The organism is Cypionkella sp. PAMC25878, assembly GCF_058135695.1.
In genome coordinates this window covers 644,485-668,010 of record NZ_CM176871.1, presented here as the reverse complement: position 1 = coordinate 668,010, position 23,526 = coordinate 644,485, and the positions used below count along the sequence as shown (strand labels likewise).

The window sequence follows — 23,526 nt, the reverse complement described above, 5'->3', positions numbered from 1 at the left end:
AGCATCTTATGGGCGAGTTTGCCGAACCCGAAGTGATGTTGCCGCATCAGGCGGCGTTGAAAGCGTTTCTGGTCGATCTTCCCGCGATCGGGCAACAACTGACCTCGACGGCGGAAGGGTCGGCGACGTTGCAATCCCCGTTCACGCAGGCGCAGTTGAGTGCTTTGCAGGGGGTGCGATCCAACGCGGCGTTCACGCGCTATACGGGATATGATCAGCCGGGGTTGTTGAAAAAATGGCTGACCGACCGCACCACCACTTGCAACGAGTTTTGTGGCCGCTGTGGGGCGGCGATGGGTTATCAGGCCAGTGGCAAGAATGATGGCGTGGGCCGCTTTGATATCGCCGACTATCTGACGCGCTACGGCCGGGGGCATTGCTGGGTGCCTGCCGACAGTGGGTCTAACCCGGAATACGGCGATGTGTTCCGGCTGTTTGCGCAGACCGCGGATCATAATGGCACCAACCTGAACCATATGGGGGTGTCGTTGGTGCTGAGCGGCGAGGATTGGTACACGGCGGAATCCGGGCAAGGCGGGCCGAGCAAAGGTTATGACGCGATTGAGCGGAAAAAGCGCAGCTGGAAACCTGCGTCGTTGCAGGGCTGGGTGAATATGAAGGCGCTGCTGACGGCGGGGGCGGCGCTGCCCTATTGGCTGGGCGGCTGGTGGGAGGTGTTCGATGAGCCCTTTGACACATGGTATTACTACTTCGGCTCGAATGGCAAAGTGCTGTGTACGACGATACAGCCCGCGTCGCTGAGCGCACCGCCGGCGGGCAGCCCTTTGGTGGGGAATTTCCATCTGAAGGGGATGTTCGGGGTTGAGGTCAGTTGGCAAAGTGCCGATCCGAATGAAAGCTTTACGCTGGGTGAGCAGAGCTCGGAAAAGCGCAAGTTCACCATGCTGGGCACCAAGGCGGGCACGATCCAGAAGATCAAGGCGACGCGGATGATGATTAAGGGGCTGCTTTAGAGCTGAATTGCCGCAAACTTCCTGCGGGCGTTGACCCTGTGCCGCCACAGGGCTAATCCGGTGCAACCCCTGTAAGGATTACGCGCTTGGCCATTCATCTCTACCAAAACGACCTGCCCGCTGGGCTGAAACTTGGCCGGGTTGTGGCCATTGATACCGAAACCATGGGGTTGAACCCGATGCGGGATCGGCTGTGTCTGGTGCAACTGTCGTCGGGTGATGGCAATGCGCATCTGGTGCAGATCGCCAAGGGGCAAAAGTCAGCGCCGAATCTTGAGGCTTTGTTGACTGACCCTGCAGTGATCAAGTTGTTCCACTTTGGCCGCTTTGACGTGGCCGCGATGAAGCAGGCGTTTGGGGTGACGACCGCGCCAGTGTGGTGCACCAAGATTGCGGCGAAGTTGATCCGCACCTTTACCGATCGGCATGGGCTGAAATACTTGCTGAATGAGCTGGTTGGCGTGGATGTCTCAAAGCAACAGCAAACCTCGGATTGGGGGGCGGTCACGCTGACCGAGGCGCAGAAGGAATATGCGGCGTCGGACGTGCTGTATCTGCACAGACTGATGAAGGCGCTGGAGGCCATTTTGATCCGCGAAGATCGGCTTGATCTGGCCCAGCGTTGCTTTGATTTCCTGCCCACCCGCGCCGAGTTGGATCTTTTGGGATGGGACGAGCCGAATGACCTCTTCCACCACTGATCTGCTAACCGCTGGCCAACGGGTGGTCCGGCGCGAGGCCGAGGCTTTGCTGATCTTGGCCGATCATCTGGGGCCTTCGTTTGCGCAGGCGGCGGAGGTGATCATGACGGCGACCGGGCGAGTGATCGTTTCGGGCATGGGGAAATCCGGCCATGTCGCGCGCAAGATCGCGGCGACTTTGGCAAGCACGGGCACGCCCGCGCATTTCGTGCATCCGGGCGAGGCCAGCCACGGCGATCTGGGGATGCTGACCAAGGGCGATGTGGCTCTGGTGCTGTCGAACTCAGGCGAGACGGTGGAGTTGGCGGATATCATTGCGCATACGCGGCGGTTCGGGATTCCGTTGATTGCTGTGGCCGCGCGGGGGGATAGCACGCTAGTGCGGCAAGCTGATGTGGCGATTTTGCTGCCCGATGCGCCGGAAGCTTGCGAGACGGGGATTGTTCCGACCACCTCGACCACGATGATGCTGGCTTTGGGCGATGCTTTGGCGGTGGCCCTGATGGAACACCGCGCCTTTACGCCTGAACATTTCCGGCTGTTCCATCCCGGCGGCAGGCTCGGCGCGAAACTGCTGAAGGTGCGCGATCTGATGCACACCGAACTGCCGCTGATCGACGCGGCCTCTCCGATGACCGAGGCATTGCTGGTGATCAGCCAGAAGGGTTTCGGCGTGGTCGGCGTGACCGAAGCAGGGGCGTTGGTGGGGATCATCACCGATGGCGATTTGCGGCGGCATATGGATGGGCTTTTGAGCCTGATGGCGGGGGCAGTGATGACCCGCAGCCCCGCCACGGTGGCGCCGGATGCTTTGGCGGAAGCGGCGGTCAATGTGATGAATGACCGGAAGATCACCTGTCTGTTCGCGGTGGACCCTGCGGCACCGGGGCAAGCGCTTGGCATTGTGCATATCCATGATTGTTTGCGCGCGGGGGTGATCTGATGGCGATTCCGCGCCGGGATATGTGGCATTCTAGGCTGGTGTCGGTGTTGAAGGTGCTGCTGCCACTGATCGCGCTGGCGCTGCTATCCACGCTGTTTTTGTTCTCGCGCAAGATCAACCCTGAAGATGCGATCCCCTATGCTTCCGTCGATGTGGAAGACCGCTTGCGCGATCCGAAGATGACGGATGCGGGGTTTGCAGGTATGACCTCGGACGGATCATCTTTGACGATTGCCGCGGGTGAGGCAAAACCGACGGCAGCGGGTGGTGCGTTGAAACTGGTGCAGGGGCTGCTGCAAACACCGGATGGCGCGAAAACCGAACTCGCCTCGGCTGCGGTGGCGCTGGATTCTGCGCAGAAGATGATTGAACTGACCGATGGCGCAGAATTGCGTGCCTCGAATGGCTATGTCGTGCAGGCGCAGGGCTTTGGGGTTTCGACCGCCGACACCCGCGTCGAAAGCCGTGGCGCAATCAGCGCGGTTGGTCCCGGCGGGCAGTTGACGGCGGATCACATGGTGCTTTCTCAGCAGGCTGCGGCGGGGCCGTATCTTCTGGTTTTCAACGGCAAGGTGCGGCTGCTATACCAGCCCAAGAGATGACAGGATTTTGCAATGCTGCTTCGTAATATCGCCTTTTCTGCCGCTTTGGCTTTGACCTTTTCGCAGACCGCTTTGGCCGAAGGGGCGCAGGTGGCTTTTGGTGGGCTGAAAGGCGATCCCACCGCACAGGTTGAAATGAACGCCGACACGCTGACGGTGAACCAAGCCGATGGCACGGCGGTGTTTTCTGGCAATGTCGTGGTGTCTCAGGGTGCGATGAAACTGTCGGCCAATGAGGTGCGCGTGGCCTACGGCGCTGACAAGACCAGCATTGAGACTTTGTATGCCTCGGGCAAGGTGCTGCTGGTCAACGCCTCTGATGCGGCGCAGGCGGATAATGCGGTTTATAACATCGCAAGCGGCGAAGTGGTGATGACCGGTAACGTGCTTCTGACCCAAGGTCAGGCCGCTATGTCGGCGGGCAAGCTGGTGATTGATCTGAAAACCGGCTTGGGCCGCATGGAAGGCCGGGTGAAAACCACCTTCGTGCCGGGGAAGAAGTGATGCTTGATCTGGCGGTTACCGATGGCGATGCGGGCCTGTCGATCCGGCATATCCGCAAAAGCTACAAGCGCCGCCCGGTGATACGCGACGTGTCGCTGCATCTGAACCGGGGCGAAGTGGTGGCGCTGCTGGGGCCGAACGGCTGTGGCAAGACGACGATGTTTTACACCATCGCTGGGTTGGTGACGCCGGAAAGCGGACAGGTCATGATCGACGGGCGCGATGTCACGTCTTTGCCGATGTATCGCCGTGCGCAACTGGGCATTGGCTATCTGCCGCAAGAAGTCTCAATCTTTCGCGGGCTGTCGGTCGAAGATAATATCCTCGCCGTGCTGGAGATCCGAGAGAAGGATCACCACAAGCGCCGCGAACGGCTGGAAGAATTGCTGTCCGAGTTTTCCATCACCCACCTGCGCCGCGCCCCCGCGCTGGCCTTGTCGGGGGGCGAGCGTCGCCGAGTCGAAATCGCCCGTTGTCTGGCGGCTGATCCGAAATATCTGCTGCTGGATGAACCTTTCGCAGGGGTTGATCCGATTGCGGTCGGTGAAATTCGCCATCTGGTGCATGATCTGAAATCGCGCGGCATCGGCGTGTTGATCACCGACCATAACGTGCGCGAAACCCTAGAAATTGTGGATCGCGCCTATATCCTCCACGATGGGGTGGTCCTGAAAACCGGCACCGCCGAGGAAATCGTTAAGGATGAAATGGTGCGCCGGGTCTATCTGGGCGAGAATTTCCGCATCATCTAGCGCAAGTTTAACAATGGCGTGACAGCCCTGTTGACAAGTGCCCCCCTGCATCCCCAAATGATAAAGATGCGAGCCCATTGCGCCTTGCCCAATCAGACGGAAGCGGCCCCCAAACGGCCCCGCGACTTGTGGCGATTGGCCTCGTTAACTTGCTGTAAATCAAAGAGTGTCAACCCTTCCGTGTGTTGCGGAAGTCTATGACCCTATGCGCTAAAGGAGGCATCATGCGCTACCAGATCAGTGGAAAACAAATCGACATCGGCGAGGCTTTACAGACTCATGTGAAGTCCGAATTGGGTGAGGTTGTTGAGAAATATGCTCAACGCCCAACTGAGGCCGTCATCGTTTTTTCCAAGTCGGCGCATGAGTTTGTTTGCGAATCGGTGATCCATCTTTCGACTGGGCTGAACGCCCAAGCCAAGGGTCATGCAACCGAGATTTACGCGGCGTTTGAATCCTGCCGCGAGAAAATGGACAAGCAGTTGCGGCGCTATAAGCGGCGGATCCGCAACCATCACCACAGCCGCCCGGTGCCGGTTGAATTCGGCGAAGGCTCGTCCTATATCCTCGCTCCAACCGAAGAACCGGAAGACGATGACAACGCGGTCGCCCAGCCGATCATTATTGCCGAGATGGAAGCCAAGATTCCGTCGATCACCGTGGGTGAGGCCGTGATGCAGCTGGAACTGACCAGTCAGAAGTTTCTGGTGTTTCGCAATGAAGGACATGCGGGCGTGAATGTCGTATACCGTCGTGATGACGGCAATATCGGCTGGATTGACCCGCGCAACACCAGATAACGTAAGCCGAATGGCTGCGGAAGGACGAGACGCCGGATGGACCTTTCTAAACTGCTGATACCGGGTGCCGTCCGGGTTCTTGGCCAACTGACCAGTAAGAAACGCCTCTTCCAAGAACTGGGAGAGGTGACTTTTCAGGCCTATGGCCTGTCTTCGGCGATTGTTGTCGATGGCTTGCAAGAGCGCGAAAGTCTGGGGCCAACCGGAGTCGGCAACGGCATCGCTTTGCCCCATGCGCGACTTGAGGAAATTGAGAAAATTTTTGGCGTTTTCATCCGGCTGGAAAAACCGCTGGATTATGAAAGCGTGGATCGTCAGCCGGTGGATCTGGTATTCGGTCTGTTTGCACCGAAGGATTCCGGGGTGGAGCACCTGAAAGCGCTGGCGCAGGTGTCGCGCACCATGCGCGATCCGGGGATTTGCGCCAAGCTGCGGGCAAATACCGACCCGGACAAGCTCTATGCGATTCTGACTGAGGCGAGGACGCCGCAGGTTGCCGCCTAGGCCCAGTTTCTAAAGCCGAAGCCTTCGTAATCGCGCCAATAGGCTTCGCGTGCGGCGGCCTCAATATCGGGGCCGTATAGCTCTGCCAGCAGGTAGGGGTGTTTGTCAGCCACCGCGGGCAGCGGTTTGGCATCAAGACCCAGATCAGCGCAGAGATAGGTCAGACCTTCGTTCAGTTTGTCTTCACGGATCAGCAGGTCAGGGCTTTGTACCTGCGCGAAGCCTTGGATCAACGCGCCTTGCGAGGCGATTTGCGGCATCACCCGCAACTCGGTCCGGCCTGCCAGAACGTGCTTGATCAACTCAAGAAATACCAGAAATCCGGCGCGAAAATCTTCCGGGCTCTCAAAAGGTTTGCCCTTGGGCGGTAGCTGGAATTTATGCACGCGCTTCAAGTAGGGCCGCAGTTCGGGCATCCATTCTTTGGCGGTGAAATCGCACCACGCGGTGTAGGCGCGGGCCAAAGGATGGCGGAGAACGGTGAAACTGCGCTGGCCGGGATGGGCGGCTTTCCATTTGCGCAGAGACTGGCGGTCAAAACTGGGCTGCAGCGGCCCGTAGCTTTGCAGCCATTTCTTCAGCTGCGCCTCTGGCCCGCATTTGATCGGCATGAACAACAGATCGGCTTGTTCTGAGGCAATATATTGCGCGACAGCGGCCAGTCGGCGGGGTTCAAAATTCGGCACATGGCTTTGGTTGAACCAATCCAGCGTCGCCAGACCCTGCTGCATTTCCAGCGGGTTAGAGACTTTTTCCGAAATCGCTTCGGGGTTTTGCTTTTTGAAACGGAAGTCGAGGGCTTCGATCCGGGCGGGGATGCCGAGGAAACTGGCAAGGCCATTCAGCACGTCCAACTCACGAATATCTTCATAATCAATGTAATAGGCGGTCTGCCCCGTGGTTTGCAGGGCATGCACCAGCTTGCCTTGGAACTGTTGCAACTGGGCGATCCGGGTGGTGAACTCATCCAAATCAAAACGCGGGCGCACGGTTTTCAGATGTTTGGTGTTCGCCATCCACCACTGATCGCTTTCCTTGGCGATCTTCCAGCTGATAAAACTTTCCAGCTGATTGCGGGTCAGGATGATCTTGGCGCAGGCGCGGTCGGCCAGCACCAGATCAAACACCCGTGGATCGTGATCGGAGAAATAGCGAAACCCCGCCAGCCCCTTGGTCTGCGCCCGCATCGCGCGCAGAAATCCAGCCGGGTCGGCGCTGCGCCCGGCGATGTCGATGCCGAACATCTCTTGCTTGCTTTCGCCGCCGATGAAGAATGGGTTAAACGCCTCACCATGGCAGGATACACCATCGATGGTGTTCAGATTGGCCTCAAGAAAATTCGATCCGGTGCGCATTTCGGCGAAGATCACGAAAGAGCTAAATGCGGTCAAATCACTTCACCAGATAGGGGCGGCCACGCCGCGAGGTCGAGGGGCGCGGATCGTCGCCCGTGGGAAAATCGCCCATAAGCACCGGCTGCATGCCCTGATTACGCAGGTTTTGCAGGAATTGGCCAAAGCCCGTCAGATCGGCCAAACGCGGCGCTTCGGTCAGACGGCGCATCGCACGCGGACTGATTTCATCAACGATGGTTTGCAAGGGTTCCATCGGGTTTTCAACAAACTCGGCCAACGTCCAAGTGCGCACACGGGCTTTGACCCAAGGCTTGCGGAGTTCATTCAGATACTCTGCCTCAACCTTTTGCAGACGGGCGGCTTCCTTGCGGATTTCGCCGAAGTTGCTGTTGGAGTGGAACAATGGGATAGCCCAAGCCCCTGAAATCACAGAGATTTGCGCGTTGGGATCACCCGCGATGAAGTTGGTCAGCACTTGGCTGTCATCCGGGCCGAACTGAAAACACTGCCGCTCGCCGCGGGTGTTCCAGATCAAGTTGGTCAGAAACGAGGTCGGGTTATAGTCGCGGATGGCAGCGGAATCGCAGACCGCACCGTTGTAGATTTTCTCGCCACCCGCGAATTCAATCCGGTCTGCGGCGAACAGATGGCCATGCACACGGGTTCCGGTGGCCTTGCCGAGCCAGATTTCAAAATTATCGAACAGATCGGCGAAGCCTTCAAACACCGAATAGGGCGCTGCGGTGCGGCCATTTTCCCAGTTTTCGTTGGGATGGCGCGACTGCATGTACAGGCCGGGGCGGCCTTTTGTGCGCCGCTCGACCGCTTTGGCGAACAGGCGGTCAATCTTGCCGGGGTTCGGCTCTGCCGCCGCTTGGCCACCGGGGTCACCTGACAGAAAGGTTTTATAAAGCCGCCCCGCATGAGGCCAGATTTTGCGGGCGACAAAGCAATCTGACCTGCGCAGCAATTGCAGATGGTCGTCGTAGAAAATATGCGGTTTGCCCTGAAAATCGAACTTTGACAGCGTCAGCGAGCGGCTTTCGACATTGGCCGAAACCTGCCGCACCAAGGTTTGAAAATAGCTTTCGTCGGGAATCCAGACGCGGCGGAAGTAGCGGTCGATTTCATCTCGCTCGGGGTTTTCCAGAATGGCGGACAGGGTTTGCCGGGTCAGGCACCACCACTGGCTACCTAAGTGCGGCACGATGCCCGCAGGGATGCGACGGCGGAAGCCAAGGCGGCGTTGCAGGCGGACGTAACCGTCAAACAAGCGGCGTTTTTTGCGCCAACTGAACGGGAAGCGCAGAGTGAAACGCTCTACATCAAGGCCGCCAATGGTCCAGCCGACATCTTCGGTGGTGACGGATTCGATGAAATCGGTGCGCGGACGATCAGTGAGATAGGCCACCATTTCTTCAACCGGGCGCAAAGGCAGGCAGGAACCTGAGGCCAGGTAGACATGCCGTACCTGCGGGAAGTCGCGCAGCATGATGGTGGAGGCCTCTTGCGTGGCGGCGACAATGCCCCAAGTGCCCCATTCGCAGGCATGGCGGCCAGAAAATCTGATATTATCAAGGTCGTTCAACGCCTTGACCAGACCGTCATAGGCCTTGCGCTTAACCCGTCGATCCACATGAATCACCACCGGGCAACCGCGCACTGCCCAATGCCGCGCCACCTGTGCCGCGCGGTCAAACGCCGTGTGGCACAGCATGACGATGCCAACACTCATGCCCAGTTGCCTTTCGACATCAGGCCCAAAATCTCCAACTGGCGCCAGTTGATGTATTTCTCGCTCCACTTGCACCACAGATCAGGCTGGGTGCTGATCCCGGCGCGGTAAGCGCGGTATTCATGGCTGTTGGCGTAATGCTGGCGACGTTCCATTTCTTCCTCGGCCTTACGGGCAAAGGTATCGAGAAACTTGGCATGAAGCAGGCAACCGGAGGCTTTCTCGCCGCCCCATTCATCATAAACCTGATTCAGGCCTCGCGGCAGCAGCATGTGGGTCGATGAGACATAGGCGTAATCGCGATCCCATTTCACCAGCGGGATTTTGTTCAAGGCAGGGGCGCGTTCAGGCAGGTCTTGGAAGAACATCCGCAGGCGCGGGCCGCCTTGTATCCACAGATTGCCGAATTTCTTGTTGCGGTGGATGATGTAATTGCCGCTATCAAAATAGGGGGCAACCTCAAACGGGTCTTGGCCCTCGGCATAGGGGGCGGCGTCGAACGGACCTTTGGGATACATATCCAGCAGCATCGCCGAGAAGGATTTGATTGAGGACGCGTCCAGCCAATCTGTCAGCGCCCGCAAAGGCCGGGTATCGCAGAACGGGTAGACGAAGAATTCATCTGGATCGACGATTAGCGCCCAGTGGCCGTGGGCGTACTTGTTTTGCAGATAGTTCAGCCAATCCACCCCGAAGCGGGCGCGTTTGTAGCTGTGCTTGGTGGTCCAGAGCGAGACATCGGGCTGTGCTTGCAGATATTCGCGGCTGCCATCGTCGCTGTCATTGTCGACGATAACGAAATGATTGACGCCCAGATTGCGGTAATAGCGCAGGAAATACGGCAACCGGATACGTTCATTGCGCAGAGTGGAGAACAGCAAGATATGATCGGGTGCGATAAGATTGGTGCGATCTACTATGCCGCGCAGCTCCCGCCGCTTGCGAAAAGCACGGATTCGCCAGCGCTTGCGCGCCAGCCGCAGCATATATCTTGAGAATACACCCACCCTATACTTCCACTTGCCCCGTGACCGTCCTTAACGGGGTATCACATCCTGCTTAACACAAGCTTGAAATGTTCCGCCCAGTTTGGTGGCGTCTTTACCGTCCTTTTCGTTATCCCAACCTTGGCCAATCGGCTGATTGTTTCCATCCAAGAATAACTGTCCGTAACGTCAAGGTAAACTGCGAACTCCCCAAGAAGCTCTTGAAATACCGGCAAATCAGCGGCGACAACCGGGGTGCCTAGACTAGCAGCCTCCAGCGCGGGGATGCCGAAGCCCTCGGCAAAGCTTGGAAAGAGTAAAGCTTGCGCGCCTTGCAACAGAAAGGCGATCTGGCCATCGGTTAGGCCAGCACGTTCCTGAACCGGGGAATCATCGGGCAGTGCATCCAACCGGGCGAAGACCTCGGCGTTGGACCAGCCGCGCCCGCCAAGGATCAGCAGGCCGGGGGGCTCGGGCATTTGCGCCCAGAGGTTCAGCAGCAGGGCGTGATTCTTGCGCGGCTCGATGGTGCCAAGAGTGACGAAATACGGCTGCGCGGGGATGTCAGTGGCGATGGGTTGCGCGACGGGAACGCCCAGATTGGCGGTGATGCCATCCGGCACGCGGCCCAAGCGCGCCAGTTGCGCCTCGGTCTGCGCGCGGGTGGCTTGGGTGGTGTGGATCACCAGATCGGCGTGGATCGCCACCACCTGCATCTTGCGACGGAAGGGGGCCACGGTATCGGGGCGGGCGAATTCGGGATGATCAAGCGGGATGGTGTCATGCACCAACACGGCGATTTTCAGGCCAGCAGCCCGGATTTGGCGTAAGACCCGGTCGTCCAGATTGGCGTGACCCGTGTTGAAATAGCTGGAGCCGGGGGGCAGGTGGCGCTTGAGCAGACGCGCCAGACCGCGCTTGGTGCAGCGGGCGATGGCGAGACAGCGCAGGGCGGCCTCGGCCCGACCGCGCGCGGGGTCACGCCGCCACGCGATGCGGCCAATCAGGTCATTGCGGGTTAGGTCAAGCGTGCCATCGCGCAAAGCCGCCATCGCGGTGCGGTCCAGCAGCAAAAGGCCCAGCGCTGTCCGCACCAGACCCAAGCACGGTGTATCCAAGCACAAAAACTGATCAAGATAGGCGAACTCAACCCGGTCAACCCCGGTCATCGGCCCCTTGCCCAAACGCGACATCAGTCGCGTCAGGTCAAGTAGCCGCGCCGGGACCACCGCTTACTGCGCCGCTTTTTGCAGCGCGATCATATCGTTCAGATAAGCGCCGAATTCCTCACGCAGATCGGGGCGCGCAAGACCAAACGCCACCGTCGCTTGCAAGAAGCCGGCTTTCGAGCCGCAATCATAGCGCTGGCCACGGAAGCGATAGCCATAGACCTTGCCTGCCTTGGTTTCCTCGGCAATCGCATCGGTCAACTGGATTTCTCCGCCAGCACCTTGCTTCATTTTGTTGAGGTTGGTCAGCACCTTGGGCGTCAGGATATAACGGCCAATCACCGCGAGATTAGACGGCGCATCCTCGGCCTTGGGCTTTTCAACCATGCCCTTGGCCAGCACGATTGCGCCCATATCCTCGGCAATGTCCAACACGCCATAGGACGAAGCCTTGTGCGGCGGCACTTCCATCGCGGCGACCATATTGCCGCCGGTTTGCTCGTAGGCTTCCATCATCTGCTGCAAGCACGGCTTTTCAGCGGCGATCACGTCATCGGGCAGCAGCACGGCGAAAGGCTCATCCCCGATCAGACGACGGGCGCACCAAACGGCGTGGCCAAGGCCCAAGGGCCGGGTTTGACGCAGATAGGCAATCGCGCCGGAATCCATGTTGGTTTCCTTCAGGATTTCCAACAAATCATCTTTCCCGGCTTTGCGCAGGGTGTTTTCCAGCTCGGGTGAGTGGTCAAAATAGTCCTCAAGCGCGGATTTGCCGCGCGAGGTGACGAAGATAAACTCTTTGATGCCCGCCGCACGCGCCTCATCAATCGCGTATTGAATCAGCGGCCGGTCCACCAGCGTCATGATCTCTTTCGGGATAGATTTGGTGGCTGGCAGAAACCGCGTGCCCATTCCGGCAACCGGAAACACCGCTTTTGTGACTTTTTTGATCTTCATTTGCCCAATCTTTCGCGCAGCCTAAGCATTTTTGTTATTCCAGCCTATCGCAGAAATCTTAACAGAACAATCTGTCTACGATGCCTAGGGCGGGTGTCGAGGTGTAGTAGTACGCCTTTACAACGCCCGTTGCGGGGAAAAGTTGCATGGATGCAGCAAATTTCCGCCGCCGCTTAGGCGATTGGGCGATATCGGGCAAGACGCGCGGCTTCTTCTTTCACGCGTTTGCGGAACGAGATAAGCTGAAAGCGCGGCCCCTGCCGCGTCGATTGGCCAAAGATACCGCCTGTTTGCAGCCAGTAGCCCTCGGGTTGGAAGCTGAGTTTGTGCGGGCGGGCCGTGGGGGTGAATAGGAAAACCGTGGTGATGGCCGCGGTGATGGCCGTAGCTTCGGCCAACAGGCGGCGCTTTTGCCAGAACCGCCCGGCGAGGATTTTGCCGGGGCGCGGGCCTGTGGTCAGCGGTTGTAGAGGTGTGGTGGCTGCGGAGAGCGGTGGCAGTGCTGCGAAGAGATGGGCCAGCCCCTCGGCCCAGCCTTGGCTGAGGCTGGTGAGCAGGGCAAGCTCAGCTTTCGCGTCAATGCGGCCAGCGCGGCGATGCGCGGCGATGCGAGCGGATTCTCGCAGGGATAGAGCCTTTAGCGCAGCACCCATGTCAGCTTCGGGCGCGTGGCGGCGTAGGAAAATCGCGGTGCTGGCGGCGATGTCATGCAGGCTGAGCGGCACGCGATTTGCGGCGCGGCGGGTGCTGGCGAGATAGCCGTGATGCACCTGCGCATCGGGAATGATCGCGGTGAGGCCGGGCAAGCGCAGATTCACATCGGCTTCGTCGAGGTAAAACCGATAGGCCGGATCAAAGCCGCCGATCTGTAGCAAAGCATCGCGGCGGAAGGCGCAGTTGGTGCCTTGGGTTTTGACCGCGCGCTTCGGGGTGTTTGGGCGCAGCGTCGGTTCGGTGATGGTCAGCGGGTGATCTTGGCCGAATTGATCAACCTCGCAAGCCTGCCATTGGTAAGAAATGCCGTTGCGGCCCCGGATAAAGCCCGTGCTGGCGGTCACTTCTGGATCGGCAAAGGCCGCAGTCAGCCGCGACAGCCACGTCGGTTCTGCCACCGCATCATCGTCGATGAAGGCTACGATGGAAGCAGCGGCCACTGCCAACCCGGCATTGCGGGCGGCGCTGATGTTGGCCTCGTCAAACGTCACGCATTTCAGCGGTAGTTTCAGAGTTTTAGTTTGCCGGATGCCATCGGGATCGGCCACCACGATCAGCTCAAAATTTGGGTGATCCTGCTGGGTTAGAGCCACAATGCAGCGCATCAGCGCCGCCGGACGGTGGCGGCTGACGACGATGACACTGATGGGGGCCGTGGTCATGTAAGCGCTGCCAACGCTGCCTCGATCACCGGCACGTCGGAGGGGTTGTTCAACTCCCAAAAGGTCAGACCCTTGCCATCAACCTCTACGCAAAGCACTTGCCGACCATTTTCAAGGAAGCGGAGTTGTTCCAGACCCTCAAGCGTCTCGAGCGGACCGATGGGCCAGCTTGGATAGCCAGTCAGCGCCGCGGGACGGTAGGCGTAGACGCCGACGTGGTGGAAAACCGGGGTGGGCTCGTCATCGGCATAGACGCGCCCGGTGAAGGGAATCACCTCCTTCGAGAAATAGAGGCCCCGCATTCCGGCACCAAAAACCGCCGTGGTGCCGCCGACCCGCCCCGCACGACGATCCGCCAGAAAACCATTCAGCGCGCGACCATCGCAGCGCAGCACCGGGGTGGCAATGTCGGCTTCCGGGGCAGCACCCAGCCCAGCGATCAGGTCTTCAACGAACCAAGCAGGCGTCAACGGCGCGTCGCCTTGCAGGTTGACGATCACCTTATATCCCGACAACAAGGCCGCCACTTCAGCGCACCGTTCGGTGCCGTTTCGCGCGGTGGAGGAGGTCATAATCACCTCAGCCCCGAAGCCCGTCGCATGGTCGCGGATGCGGTCATCATCCGTCGCCACCACCACGCGGGCAATGCCGCGCACGGCCATTGCGGCTTCCCAACTGCGGCGGATCAGGGTCTTTTCGCCATCCGGGCCTTTCAGCGAAACCAAGGGCTTGCCGGGGTACCGCGCGCTGGCGTAGCGGGCGGGGATGGCGAGAAGCACGCTCATTTTTGCAAAATCACGCCGGGGGCGTAGGCGATGAAGAACGGGTTGTCCCAGCCTTGCTTGCCATAGGCGAGCGGCGTGTGATCATCAAAGCGCACGACATGGCCGCCCGCCCCGCGCAGCACGGCATCGCCTGCGGCGGTGTCCCATTCCATCGTGCGGCCCAAACGCGGATAAAGATCGGCCTCACCCGTCGCCACCAGACAGAATTTCAGGCTGGAGCCGGCCGATTTCATATCTTGGTAGGCGTATTTGGCGATGTAATCATCCGTTGCCGCATCGCGATGGGATTTTGAAGCCACCACCATCAGCGCGGTATTGTCGGGTTTGGAGACGGAAAGCGGCGTCAGCGGGCCCGCCACATCCTTGGCAAACGCGCCCGTTTCCTCAACCGTCGCCCCATCCGCTTGCGTGTAGAACAGCCGCCCCTGTGCGGGAGCATAGACCACGCCGCGCAGAGGCACGCCGTTCTCGACATAGGCGATGTTCACGGTAAAATCGCCGCGCCGCTGCACGAATTCTTTGGTGCCATCCAGCGGATCCACAATCAGGAACGTCGATGCGCTAAGGGCATGGCTATCCGCCTGTTCCTCGGTGATCAGCACCACATCCGGGAAAGCCGCGCGCAGGCCATCCGAGATGATCGCATCGGCAGCCTCATCGGCCTCGGTCACCGGGCTGGCATCGGATTTCGACTTCACCGCGAAATCGGGGCCGTTGTAGACCTGCATGATGCGGTCGCCTGCTTCCAGTGCCAGACGGCGGATGACGGGGATCAGATGGTCAAAGTTCATAGGCTCTCCTGACAAGCGCGTCATCGCATTGCCGTGTTGTTGATTAATTCAGACATCGCCTTTATCATCGCTTGCAAAGGGAACAGCAAGATTTCCTGCGCTATAATGGGCTTCGCCCAAACATGAGGTTGCGGTAATGTTTCGCCCGGAAGTCAAGCGCACCAAGGTGACCAGCGGTTTCGCCATGCTGGAGCTGATCTTTCACGCCGCCGTGCGCAACGTGCGCAAGCAGCACGGCAATGCGGTGATCGGGCTGTTGATGAGCATCATTCAATCGGTGCTGATGGTGGTGATCATGGTGTTCATGTTCGACCTTTTGCAGATGCGCGGCTCGGCTTTGCGCGGTGATTTTGTGCTGTATATCATGTCGGGGGTGTTCAACTTTGCGACCCATGCCAAAACGCTGAGTGCTGTTTCAAAGTCTGACGGGCCAACCTCGGCGATGATGAAACATTCGCCGATGAACACCATCGTTTCCATCGCCTCGGCGGCGCTTGGCGCGCTCTATCTGCAGACCCTGTCAGCGGGCTGCATCCTATTCTTTTATCACACGTTGTGGACTCCGATCACCATTTACGACCCGATCCCGGTGATCGGCATTTACATGCTGTCTTGGGCCTCGGGCATTGGCGTCGGGATGATTTTCAAGGCCGCAACCCCTTGGCAGCCCGAGTTTTTCAGCATTGCGACCTCAATCTACGCCCGCGCCAATATGATCTTTTCTGGCAAGATGTTCTTGGCCAACACCATGCCGTCCAGTCGCTTGCACTATTACACATGGAACCCGCTGTTTCATTCGATTGACCAAACACGCGGCTATATGTTTCAGAATTACCACCCGCATAACAGCTCGATCGAATACACCATTTGGGTGACATTCGTGCTGATCGTGATTGGGCTGATGGGTGAGAATTTCACGCGCAGGCATGTCTCGGCCAGTTGGGGCGCCGGACGATGAAGCGGCTGGCGCTGTGTCTTGGCCTGCTGTGGCCGGGCTTGGCAGCTGCGCAGGTTTTGCCAGCGCTGTATGATGTGGCCGGGGTCGCGGGTGATGATGTGCTGAATGTTCGGGTAGGCCCAGATGCCGATAGCGCCGCCATGGGCAGCTTGTCGCCCAATGCCAAAGCGGTTGAGGTTGTGGCGCTAAGCCCGGATGGCAAATGGGCGCAGGTCAATGCGGGTGAGGGGGCGGGTTGGGTGGCGCTGCGGTTTTTACACAAGCAGGATCGCCCTGACTGGTTTGCATTGGAATACAGTCTGGAATGTTCCGGGACCGAGCCGTTCTGGACCTTATTCGTTGACCCGCCCACCAAATCGGTTCACCTCAACACTCCTGATGCAGAAGGGCCCGAACTGGATATAAAAGCCAGCTGGCCGGGCACGGCGGCCCAACCTATCGCCGCCGTGCAATACGCCAGCGAAGACGCCAGTGGCATCGCCGTGCTGCGCGGGCAGGCCTGTGCGGATTGGATGTCTGACCAAAGCTTTGGCATCAGCCTTGATCTGTTTCAGGCGGCAAGCCCCGATCAGCCCGCGCAAACCCTGCATGGTTGCTGTCGTTTGGTGCCTTGGGCACCCTGAAATCCGCCCCCTCAAACCAAACCCGGCAATTTTTCCGATCATTGATTAGGTTTTACCCCCCACGCAGCGCTTGCAGGGTCAAATCAGCCTGCCTATATACGCCCAGAAGCCGGAAACGGGCAGTAGCCCTTCCGGGTCTCATGGGATCGGGACGGAATGCCTGTTTGGGTTCCGCACCACAACATCGCCGAAGGAAAGGGACCTACTTATGGCCAAAGTCATTGGGATTGACCTCGGGACGACCAACTCTTGCGTCGCCATCATGGACGGATCGCAACCCCGGATCATCGAAAACTCGGAAGGCGCGCGCACCACGCCGTCTATCGTCGCCTATACGGAGACAGAGCGTCTGGTCGGCCAAGCTGCCAAACGGCAGGCTGTCACCAACGCCAGCAACACGATCTTCGCCGTCAAGCGTTTGATTGGTCGTCGGCATGACGATCCGGTTATCGTCAAAGACCAGAAGAACATGCCCTACAAGATCGTCAACGGTGGCAATGGCGATGCTTGGGTCGAAGTGCGTGGTGAGAAGTATTCTCCGGCACAGGTTTCGGCTGTCATCCTGCAAAAGATGAAAGAAACCGCTGAAAGCTACTTGGGCGAAACCGTCACTCAAGCCGTGATCACGGTGCCTGCCTATTTCAACGACGCGCAACGCCAAGCCACCAAAGACGCGGGCCGCATCGCTGGTCTGGAAGTGCTGCGCATCATCAACGAGCCGACCGCAGCTGCTTTGGCCTACGGTCTGGACAAAAAAGAAGCCCGTACCATCGCGGTCTATGACCTTGGCGGCGGTACGTTCGATATCACCATTCTGGAAATCGACGACGGCTTGTTTGAGGTGAAATCCACCAACGGCGACACGTTCTTGGGTGGTGAAGACTTCGACATGCGCATCGTCAATTACTTGGCGGATGAGTTCAAGAAAGAGCACGGCGTTGATCTGTCCTTGGATAAGATGGCGCTGCAACGCCTGAAAGAAGCTGCCGAGAAAGCGAAGATCGAGCTTTCGTCCAGCCAGCAGACCGAGATTAACCAGCCGTTCATCTCGATGGACAAAAACACCGGTCAGCCGCTGCACCTTGTGGTCAAGCTGACCCGTGCCAAGTTGGAATCTCTGGTCGACGATCTGGTCAAAAAGTCGATGAAGCCCTGCGCTGCTGCGTTGAAAGACGCTGGCATCTCGATTGGTGACATTGACGAGGTGGTTCTGGTCGGCGGTATGACCCGGATGCCGCGCGTTCTGGAAGAAGTCACCAAATTCTTCGGCAAAGAGCCGCACAAGGGTGTGAACCCGGATGAGGTTGTGGCCGCTGGTGCCGCGATCCAAGCGGGCGTGTTGCAAGGCGACGTCAAAGACGTGGTTCTGCTGGACGTGACGCCGCTGTCCTTGGGGATTGAAACCCTTGGCGGCGTGTTCACCCGCCTGATCGACCGCAACACCACGATCCCGACGAAAAAGTCGCAGGTGTTCTCGACCGCGGAAGACAACCAAAACGCCGTAACCATTCGCGTCTTCCAAGGCGAGCGGGAAATGGCTGCCGACAACAAGATGCTGGGCCAGTTCAATCTGGAGCACATCCCGCCGGCTCCGCGTGGTCTGCCGCAGATCGAGGTTACATTTGATATCGACGCCAACGGCATCGTGTCGGTGAAGGCCAAAGACAAAGGCACCAACAAAGAGCAAGCGATCACCATTCAAGCCTCGGGCGGTCTGTCCGACGAGGATATTGAGAAAATGGTGAAAGACGCCGAGGCCAATGCCGAGGCCGATAAAGAGCGTAAAGAGCTGGTGGAAGCGAAGAATCAGGCCGAAAGCCTGCTGCACTCGACCAAACGCTCGCTGGCTGAACACGCTGACAAGGTTGACCCCTCAACCGTCGAAGTCATCGAACTGGCCGCTTCGGCGCTGGAAGATGCGCTGAAGACCGAAAATGCTGGCAAGATCAAAGGCGGCATCCAGAACCTGACCGAAGCGGCAATGAAGCTGGGCGAGGCGATCTACAAAGCCTCGGCAGACCAAGCCGAAGGCAAGGATGAGGATGAGCAGCGCGGCGTGGATGAAGACATCATCGACGCTGACTTCGAAGATCTCGGGAACAACAAGCGGAAGTAAGCCGCCAGGAACCAAAACAGGGCGGCCCATCTAAGGGCCGCCCTGCCGCGTTCCCGTGAAGGGGTTTTGCAATGGCAAAGCGCGATTACTACGACATTCTCGGTGCCTCGAAGGGTGCTTCCGCCGAGGATTTGAAGAAGGCTTACCGGGTGAAAGCGAAAGAGCTTCACCCCGACCGCAATTCCGACAATCCCAACGCCGAAGCCCAGTTCAAAGAACTGAACGAAGCCTATGAGGTGATGAAAGACGCCGATAAAAAGGCGGCTTACGACCGCTATGGCCATGCGGCCTTTGAAGGTGGCATGGGCGGCGGCGGTCAACGTGGTGGCTATGCGGGCGGCAATGGCGATTTCGCCAGCGCCTTCTCGGATGTGTTCGAAGACCTGTTCGGCAACTTCACTGGCGGGCGTGGCGGTGGCGGGCGTTCGCGCGCCCAGCGTGGGTCTGACCTGCGCTATAACCTGCGCGTTAGCATGGAAGAAGCCTTTGCGGGCGTTCAGAAAACCATCAACGTGCCAACCTCTGTCACCTGTGACATCTGCCACGGCACCGGGGCCGAAGGCGGCGCTGAACCCGTCACCTGCCCGACCTGCTCCGGCATGGGCAAGGTCCGCGCGCAGCAGGGTTTCTTCACCGTCGAACGCACCTGCCCGACCTGTAACGGCGCGGGTCAAATGGTGAAAAACCCCTGCAAGAACTGTGCAGGGCATGGACGGGTTGAAAAGGACCGCTCCTTGTCGGTCAACATCCCGGCAGGGGTGGAAACTGGCACCCGCATCCGTCTTGCGGGCGAGGGCGAGGCCGGAATGCGTGGCGGGCCTTCGGGCGATCTTTACATCTTTATCGAGATGAAAGAGCACGCGATTTTCCAACGCGACGGTGTGCATCTGTTCTGCCGCGTGCCGATCACTTTGGCGACGGCGGCTTTGGGTGGTGAGATCGAAGTGCCCACGATCGACGGCGGAAAATCCCGCGTCAAAGTGCCTGCGGGCGCGCAAACCGGCAAGCAAATGCGCCTGCGCGCCAAGGGCATGCCCGCGCTGCGTGGTGGTGGCTCGGGCGATATGGTGATCGAATTGGCGGTGGAAACCCCCGTCAACCTGACCACGCGCCAGAAAGAAATCCTGCGCGAGTTTGATACGCTGGCGACGGATAACAACCCGGAAGGCTCGTCGTTCTTCTCCAAAGTCAAAGGCTTTTGGGACGGAATGAAAAGCTAAATCAAGGCGGGCAGCGATGCCCGCCTAATTCATTGGCGCACCGCCTTCTTCTTTGCGCCGCGCCACAAAAGCCGCCAAAGCCTCATCAATCGCAGGGTCCAATGGTGGCTGCTCGTACTCCAAAAGCAGTTGTTTCCACACCAGATTGGCTCGCTCGCGCGTCTTAATGCCACCCTTGCCCAGCCATGTCGTATGGTTGTCCCAATTCGACAGCAGCGGCGTGTAGAACGCCTGTTCATAACGGCTCATCGTGTGTTCTGATCCAAAGAAATGCCCGCCCGACCCCACTTCACGGATCGCATCGAAGGCCAAGGTCGCCTCATCCACCACCAGCGGCTTGAAATATTCCTGCATCATTTGCAGCATTTCGGCATCGACAATCAGCTTCTCAAAACTCGCCGTCAGCCCGCCATGCAGCCAGCCAGCCGCGTGTTCGATCAGATGCGCCCCGCCCATCATCGCGCCCCATAGCGACATCTGGGATTCATACGCCGCCTGCGCATCGACCTCATTCGCCGCATTCACATTCGACGACCGGAACGGCACCCCAATCAGCCGCGCGAGTTGTCCCGAAGCCTGCGCCGCCTTGGTATATTCCGGCGTGCCGAACGCCGGCGCACCGGATCGCATATCGACGTTTGAGGTAAACCCGCCATACATTACCGGCACCCCCGGCCGCACAATCTGGGTCAAAGCAATCCCCACCATCGCCTCGGCGTGCTGCATCACCAACGCCCCCGCCAGCGTCACCGGGCTCATCGCGCCTGCCAAGGTAAACGGGGTGATCACCACCACCTGACCGAACTCCGCCATCATCATCAGCCCTTCGGCCATCGGAATATCCAACTGCAACGGCGAGTTGGTGTTGATGATGCCCAGCAGACAGGGCCGATCCCGCAGCCCCTCTGGCGTGGTGCCCAAACTGATCGCCGCCATCTCGATACCATCTAGGGTGCGCTGCTGGCCCAAAGTTTCCGTCTGCCAGTTCTTGTCCAACAGCTGGATTTGCGCATGAAAACAGTCGAGGTAACGGGTATTCGGAGGCAGATCCATCGGCTCAAACGGATTGCCGCCGCTTTGGTGGATCACGTTCAGGCTTTGCACCAGCTTCAGATAATCCTGCATTTCGGCAAAGGTGCCATTCCTGCGACCGCCATCATTGTCCATCACATAGGCTGGCCCACCGACCGAGGCGAACACACAATCCGCGCCACCGAAACGCAGGCTCCGCGCCGGATTGCGCGCCTCCAGCCCAAAGCTACGCGGCACCGTCGACAGCAAACTGCCGACCAAATCCGCATCCAGCCGCACCGTGTCACCCGAAACCTCTGCTCCCGCCCGTGCGAACAAGTCCCGCGCGCGAGGCTCCAGCACCGCCATGCCAATCTCGGCCAGCACCCGCAGGGCGGAGTTGTGGATCGCCATCACATGATCCGTCGACAGCACTTCGGTGGGCGCGTAGGGGCGCGGCACCTGCCCGAATGGCGTTTGATGTAGCGTGCCCATGGTGCGCGGGCCACGGGTAGCGCTGCGTTTGCGCGGGGCGGAATCGGTCATAGCAATCCTTTCAACGGCGGTTTTTCGCGCCGCAACACAGGCTCCACTGCCGCGCCAAATCCCCGCGCAAAGCGGTGCGCCGAATAGACCGCATCGGCGATGGAGGATGGTTGCAAACAGTCCCCCACGCGTGAAACGGCAATGCCAGCGGCCATCAATGGCGCATAAAGATCATCCACGGGCAGCCGCCCCGTCACTGCAATCAGCGTCCCGCAAAAGCGTTCTGTCACGCGTCCAGTATAGGCGCAGGCCAACCGCACAACCCCAGCCGCCTGCCCGACCAGTAGATGCGAGGCGACAATCTCGACTCCTGCCTCCAGCAACCGCGTTTGCACAAAGCCTTGCTCATCCGTCAGCGCTGTCCAGCTTGAGGCCATCGCATGGGGGGTCACATAGCAAACCGGATGCCCTTGCGCCCGCAGCCGTTCCGCCAGCGCCCCACCCATGAAATAATGCTCGTCATCATAGATCACCGCCGGGCCATTTACCGTAGCCCCCGCAAAAACATCATCAGGCGTCAGCGACTCAGGCAAATCCAACGCCTGCATCCCCGTCACCCCCACACCATCCCGCCGCCAGCGCGAGCCTGTTGCCAGCACCACATGATCCGCGCCGAAATCGACAATGTCGCCCGCCGTCATCTCGCTACCCGGATAGACCTGCACATTGTCCAGCTTGCCGATCATATGCGCCCGCCAATCGCGCACCCGGATCCACGTTCCCAAACCGGGCAGCCTCGATTCCCGCAAAATCCGCCCGCCCAACGCGCTCCCAGCTTCCGCCAAACTCACCTCGGCCCCACGCCGCCCCAAACTCAGCGCCGCCTCTAGCCCCGCTGGCCCAGCCCCCACCACCAGCACCTTTTGCCGCTTTGGCAGCACCGCAATCCGTTCAGGATGCCAGCCCTGCCGCCATTCCTCGGCAATCGTCGGGTTTTGCGTGCAGCGCAGATGCACCGCCTCGTTGTTCGCGGCACGGCACATGTTGCAGCCAATGCACTCGCGGATCTCATCGGCCCGACCTTCGCGGATTTTCAACGGCAGAAACGGGTCGGCGATGGAGGGCCTTGCTGCCCCGATGAAATCCTGCACACCACGCTTGATCTGCGCCACCATCGTCTCGGGTGAGGTGAACCGCCCCACCGAAACCACCGGCTTCGTGGTCAAGCTTTTCACAAACGCCACATAAGGCTCCTGAAATCCCTCACCGCTGAACCGCGCCGATTTGCTGTCATTGCCCAGCGCCCCTGCGATGTTCACATCCCACAGGTCCGGCAGCTCCGCGAGCATCTCAATCACCTCGCGCCCCTCGCCTGCGCTGGTGATGCCGCGCGGGCCGTGCAACTCGTCCACCGCCAGCCGCACCGCGACGGCGCAGGTATCGCCGACGGCCTCTTTGGTATCCTCAATCATCTCGCGCAGCAGCCGCGCGCGGTTTTCCAAACTGCCGCCATAGGCATCGCCACGCGTGTTGCTGCGGCCTGACAGGAACTGAAACGGCAGGTAGTCGTGCCCGGCGTAGACGTAAATAATATCAAACCCAGCCCGCTTGGCCCGCAGTGCCGCGTCGCGCTGCCATCCGCGAAACGCTTTGATATCGCTGGCATCCATCGCCCGCGCCGTCGTCGGCAGATGGAACATCGCCGGTTGAATGTCTGGCGAAATACCCGGTACACGTGTCATCCGGTTCGACGCATGTGCCCCACCATGCCACAGCTCAATGCCTGCCAGACTGCCATGCGCATGGATCGCATCGGCGGTCAGCGCCAGCGCTGGAATGTCGCTGTCATCCCACAAAGTCAGAAAGCCATGCGGGCTGTCGTCCGAGGTCGGATGGATCGAGCAATACTCGGTGCAGACCACGCCCCAGCCGCCTTCTGCCTTGATCCCGCGCAACGCCGCCCCGGCTTGCGGGCGTTGCCAGCCCAGGCCCGCGGCATGCGGAGTCTGGTAGAATCGGTTCGGCGCAGTGACCGGCCCGATCTTCACAGGCTCAAACAAGATCGCGTGGGTGGGGTCCATCATCGCCTCAGTGTTGAATGATCGTATAGTATGAGTGGATTTATCTATGCGTCAATGCCCTTAAATTTATGTTGCCAAACGCAATCGTCTTATTACA

22 protein-coding genes are annotated in these 23,526 nt (G+C 59.3%); 12 read left to right on the top strand and 10 right to left on the bottom strand.

From position 1 onward, the window contains the following. Window positions 1-8 precede the first annotated feature (8 nt). The 8 genes from ACS5RD_RS03100 (at window position 9) to ACS5RD_RS03065 (ending at window position 5,780) form a co-directional block, all read left to right on the top strand. Window positions 9-974: a hypothetical protein gene (locus tag ACS5RD_RS03100; RefSeq protein WP_489929941.1), complete on the top strand. Its 966-nt coding sequence runs from the start codon at window positions 9-11 to the stop codon at window positions 972-974. Between the two features lie 86 nt (window positions 975-1,060). After that, complete coding sequence (locus tag ACS5RD_RS03095) at window positions 1,061-1,675, top strand: ribonuclease D (protein ID WP_489929940.1); 615 nt, start codon at window positions 1,061-1,063, stop codon at window positions 1,673-1,675. Then, window positions 1,656-2,618: a KpsF/GutQ family sugar-phosphate isomerase gene (locus ACS5RD_RS03090; protein ID WP_489929939.1), complete on the top strand. Its 963-nt coding sequence runs from the start codon at window positions 1,656-1,658 to the stop codon at window positions 2,616-2,618. Before ACS5RD_RS03095 ends, ACS5RD_RS03090 begins: the two co-directional genes overlap by 20 nt. Next, on the top strand, window positions 2,618-3,220 hold the full coding sequence (locus tag ACS5RD_RS03085; protein ID WP_489929938.1) for a hypothetical protein: 603 nt from the start codon (window positions 2,618-2,620) through the stop codon (window positions 3,218-3,220). The genes ACS5RD_RS03090 and ACS5RD_RS03085 overlap by 1 nt, the downstream gene beginning before the upstream one ends. Window positions 3,221-3,232: 12 nt before the next feature. After that, complete coding sequence (locus tag ACS5RD_RS03080; protein ID WP_489929937.1) at window positions 3,233-3,724, top strand: LptA/OstA family protein; 492 nt, start codon at window positions 3,233-3,235, stop codon at window positions 3,722-3,724. Next, complete coding sequence (gene lptB / locus ACS5RD_RS03075; protein WP_054006686.1) at window positions 3,724-4,476, top strand: LPS export ABC transporter ATP-binding protein; 753 nt, start codon at window positions 3,724-3,726, stop codon at window positions 4,474-4,476. The genes ACS5RD_RS03080 and lptB overlap by 1 nt, the downstream gene beginning before the upstream one ends. A 224-nt stretch (window positions 4,477-4,700) precedes the next feature. After that, entirely contained in the window at window positions 4,701-5,276 is a 576-nt protein-coding gene (gene hpf / locus ACS5RD_RS03070) for a ribosome hibernation-promoting factor, HPF/YfiA family (protein ID WP_054006687.1), read from the top strand. 36 nt (window positions 5,277-5,312) lie between these two features. Further along, window positions 5,313-5,780 carry a PTS sugar transporter subunit IIA gene (locus ACS5RD_RS03065; RefSeq protein WP_054006688.1) on the top strand — a complete coding sequence of 156 codons (468 nt, stop codon included), beginning with the start codon at window positions 5,313-5,315 and terminating at the stop codon, window positions 5,778-5,780. Here the strand turns inward: ACS5RD_RS03065 and ACS5RD_RS03060 are convergent. From ACS5RD_RS03060 to cysQ, 8 genes are all read right to left on the bottom strand, one after another. Further along, the gene (locus tag ACS5RD_RS03060; protein WP_489929936.1) at window positions 5,777-7,171 is read right to left on the bottom strand and encodes a nodulation protein NodH; all 1,395 of its coding nucleotides are present in this window, start codon (window positions 7,169-7,171) and stop codon (window positions 5,777-5,779) included. The genes ACS5RD_RS03065 and ACS5RD_RS03060 overlap by 4 nt on opposite strands. Window position 7,172: 1 nt before the next feature. Continuing rightward, window positions 7,173-8,870, bottom strand: coding sequence for a DUF5927 domain-containing protein (locus tag ACS5RD_RS03055; protein ID WP_489929935.1), 1,698 nt, complete (start codon window positions 8,868-8,870; stop codon window positions 7,173-7,175). After that, window positions 8,867-9,856 (bottom strand): glycosyltransferase family 2 protein, encoded by a 990-nt coding sequence (locus ACS5RD_RS03050; RefSeq protein ID WP_489929934.1) that lies wholly within the window; start codon window positions 9,854-9,856, stop codon window positions 8,867-8,869. Before ACS5RD_RS03050 ends, ACS5RD_RS03055 begins: the two co-directional genes overlap by 4 nt. A gap of 62 nt (window positions 9,857-9,918) precedes the next feature. Continuing rightward, window positions 9,919-11,049, bottom strand: a complete 1,131-nt coding sequence (locus tag ACS5RD_RS03045) for a glycosyltransferase family 4 protein (protein WP_489929933.1) — start codon at window positions 11,047-11,049, stop codon at window positions 9,919-9,921. A gap of 39 nt (window positions 11,050-11,088) precedes the next feature. After that, window positions 11,089-11,982 (bottom strand): UTP--glucose-1-phosphate uridylyltransferase GalU, encoded by an 894-nt coding sequence (gene galU / locus ACS5RD_RS03040; protein WP_489929932.1) that lies wholly within the window; start codon window positions 11,980-11,982, stop codon window positions 11,089-11,091. 173 nt (window positions 11,983-12,155) lie between these two features. Beyond that, window positions 12,156-13,358 carry a glycosyltransferase family 2 protein gene (locus ACS5RD_RS03035; protein ID WP_489929931.1) on the bottom strand — a complete coding sequence of 401 codons (1,203 nt, stop codon included), beginning with the start codon at window positions 13,356-13,358 and terminating at the stop codon, window positions 12,156-12,158. Next, window positions 13,355-14,143, bottom strand: a complete 789-nt coding sequence (locus tag ACS5RD_RS03030) for a 3-deoxy-manno-octulosonate cytidylyltransferase (protein ID WP_489929930.1) — start codon at window positions 14,141-14,143, stop codon at window positions 13,355-13,357. Before ACS5RD_RS03030 ends, ACS5RD_RS03035 begins: the two co-directional genes overlap by 4 nt. Next, a complete protein-coding gene (gene cysQ / locus ACS5RD_RS03025; RefSeq protein WP_489929929.1) occupies window positions 14,140-14,934 on the bottom strand; it encodes a 3'(2'),5'-bisphosphate nucleotidase CysQ in 795 nt (264 codons plus the stop codon). Before cysQ ends, ACS5RD_RS03030 begins: the two co-directional genes overlap by 4 nt. A gap of 136 nt (window positions 14,935-15,070) precedes the next feature. Here cysQ and ACS5RD_RS03020 point away from each other — a divergent pair, with 136 nt between their 5' ends. The 4 genes from ACS5RD_RS03020 to dnaJ all read left to right on the top strand — a co-directional run bounded on the left by ACS5RD_RS03020 (window position 15,071) and on the right by dnaJ (window position 19,851). Continuing rightward, window positions 15,071-15,892, top strand: a complete 822-nt coding sequence (locus ACS5RD_RS03020) for an ABC transporter permease (RefSeq protein ID WP_054006696.1) — start codon at window positions 15,071-15,073, stop codon at window positions 15,890-15,892. Next, window positions 15,889-16,515 (top strand): SH3 domain-containing protein, encoded by a 627-nt coding sequence (locus ACS5RD_RS03015; protein ID WP_489929928.1) that lies wholly within the window; start codon window positions 15,889-15,891, stop codon window positions 16,513-16,515. Before ACS5RD_RS03020 ends, ACS5RD_RS03015 begins: the two co-directional genes overlap by 4 nt. 208 nt (window positions 16,516-16,723) lie before the next feature. After that, window positions 16,724-18,631, top strand: coding sequence for a molecular chaperone DnaK (dnaK, locus tag ACS5RD_RS03010; RefSeq protein ID WP_489929927.1), 1,908 nt, complete (start codon window positions 16,724-16,726; stop codon window positions 18,629-18,631). Window positions 18,632-18,702: 71 nt separating this feature from the next. Beyond that, window positions 18,703-19,851: a molecular chaperone DnaJ gene (gene dnaJ / locus ACS5RD_RS03005; RefSeq protein ID WP_054006699.1), complete on the top strand. Its 1,149-nt coding sequence runs from the start codon at window positions 18,703-18,705 to the stop codon at window positions 19,849-19,851. Window positions 19,852-19,875: 24 nt separating this feature from the next. On the opposite strand, the gene ACS5RD_RS03000 is transcribed toward dnaJ, so the two are convergent. Continuing rightward, window positions 19,876-21,408, bottom strand: a complete 1,533-nt coding sequence (locus ACS5RD_RS03000; protein ID WP_489929926.1) for a trimethylamine methyltransferase family protein — start codon at window positions 21,406-21,408, stop codon at window positions 19,876-19,878. Beyond that, a complete protein-coding gene (locus tag ACS5RD_RS02995) occupies window positions 21,405-23,429 on the bottom strand; it encodes an oxidoreductase (RefSeq protein ID WP_489929925.1) in 2,025 nt (674 codons plus the stop codon). The genes ACS5RD_RS03000 and ACS5RD_RS02995 overlap by 4 nt, the downstream gene beginning before the upstream one ends. Window positions 23,430-23,526: the final 97 nt, after the last annotated feature.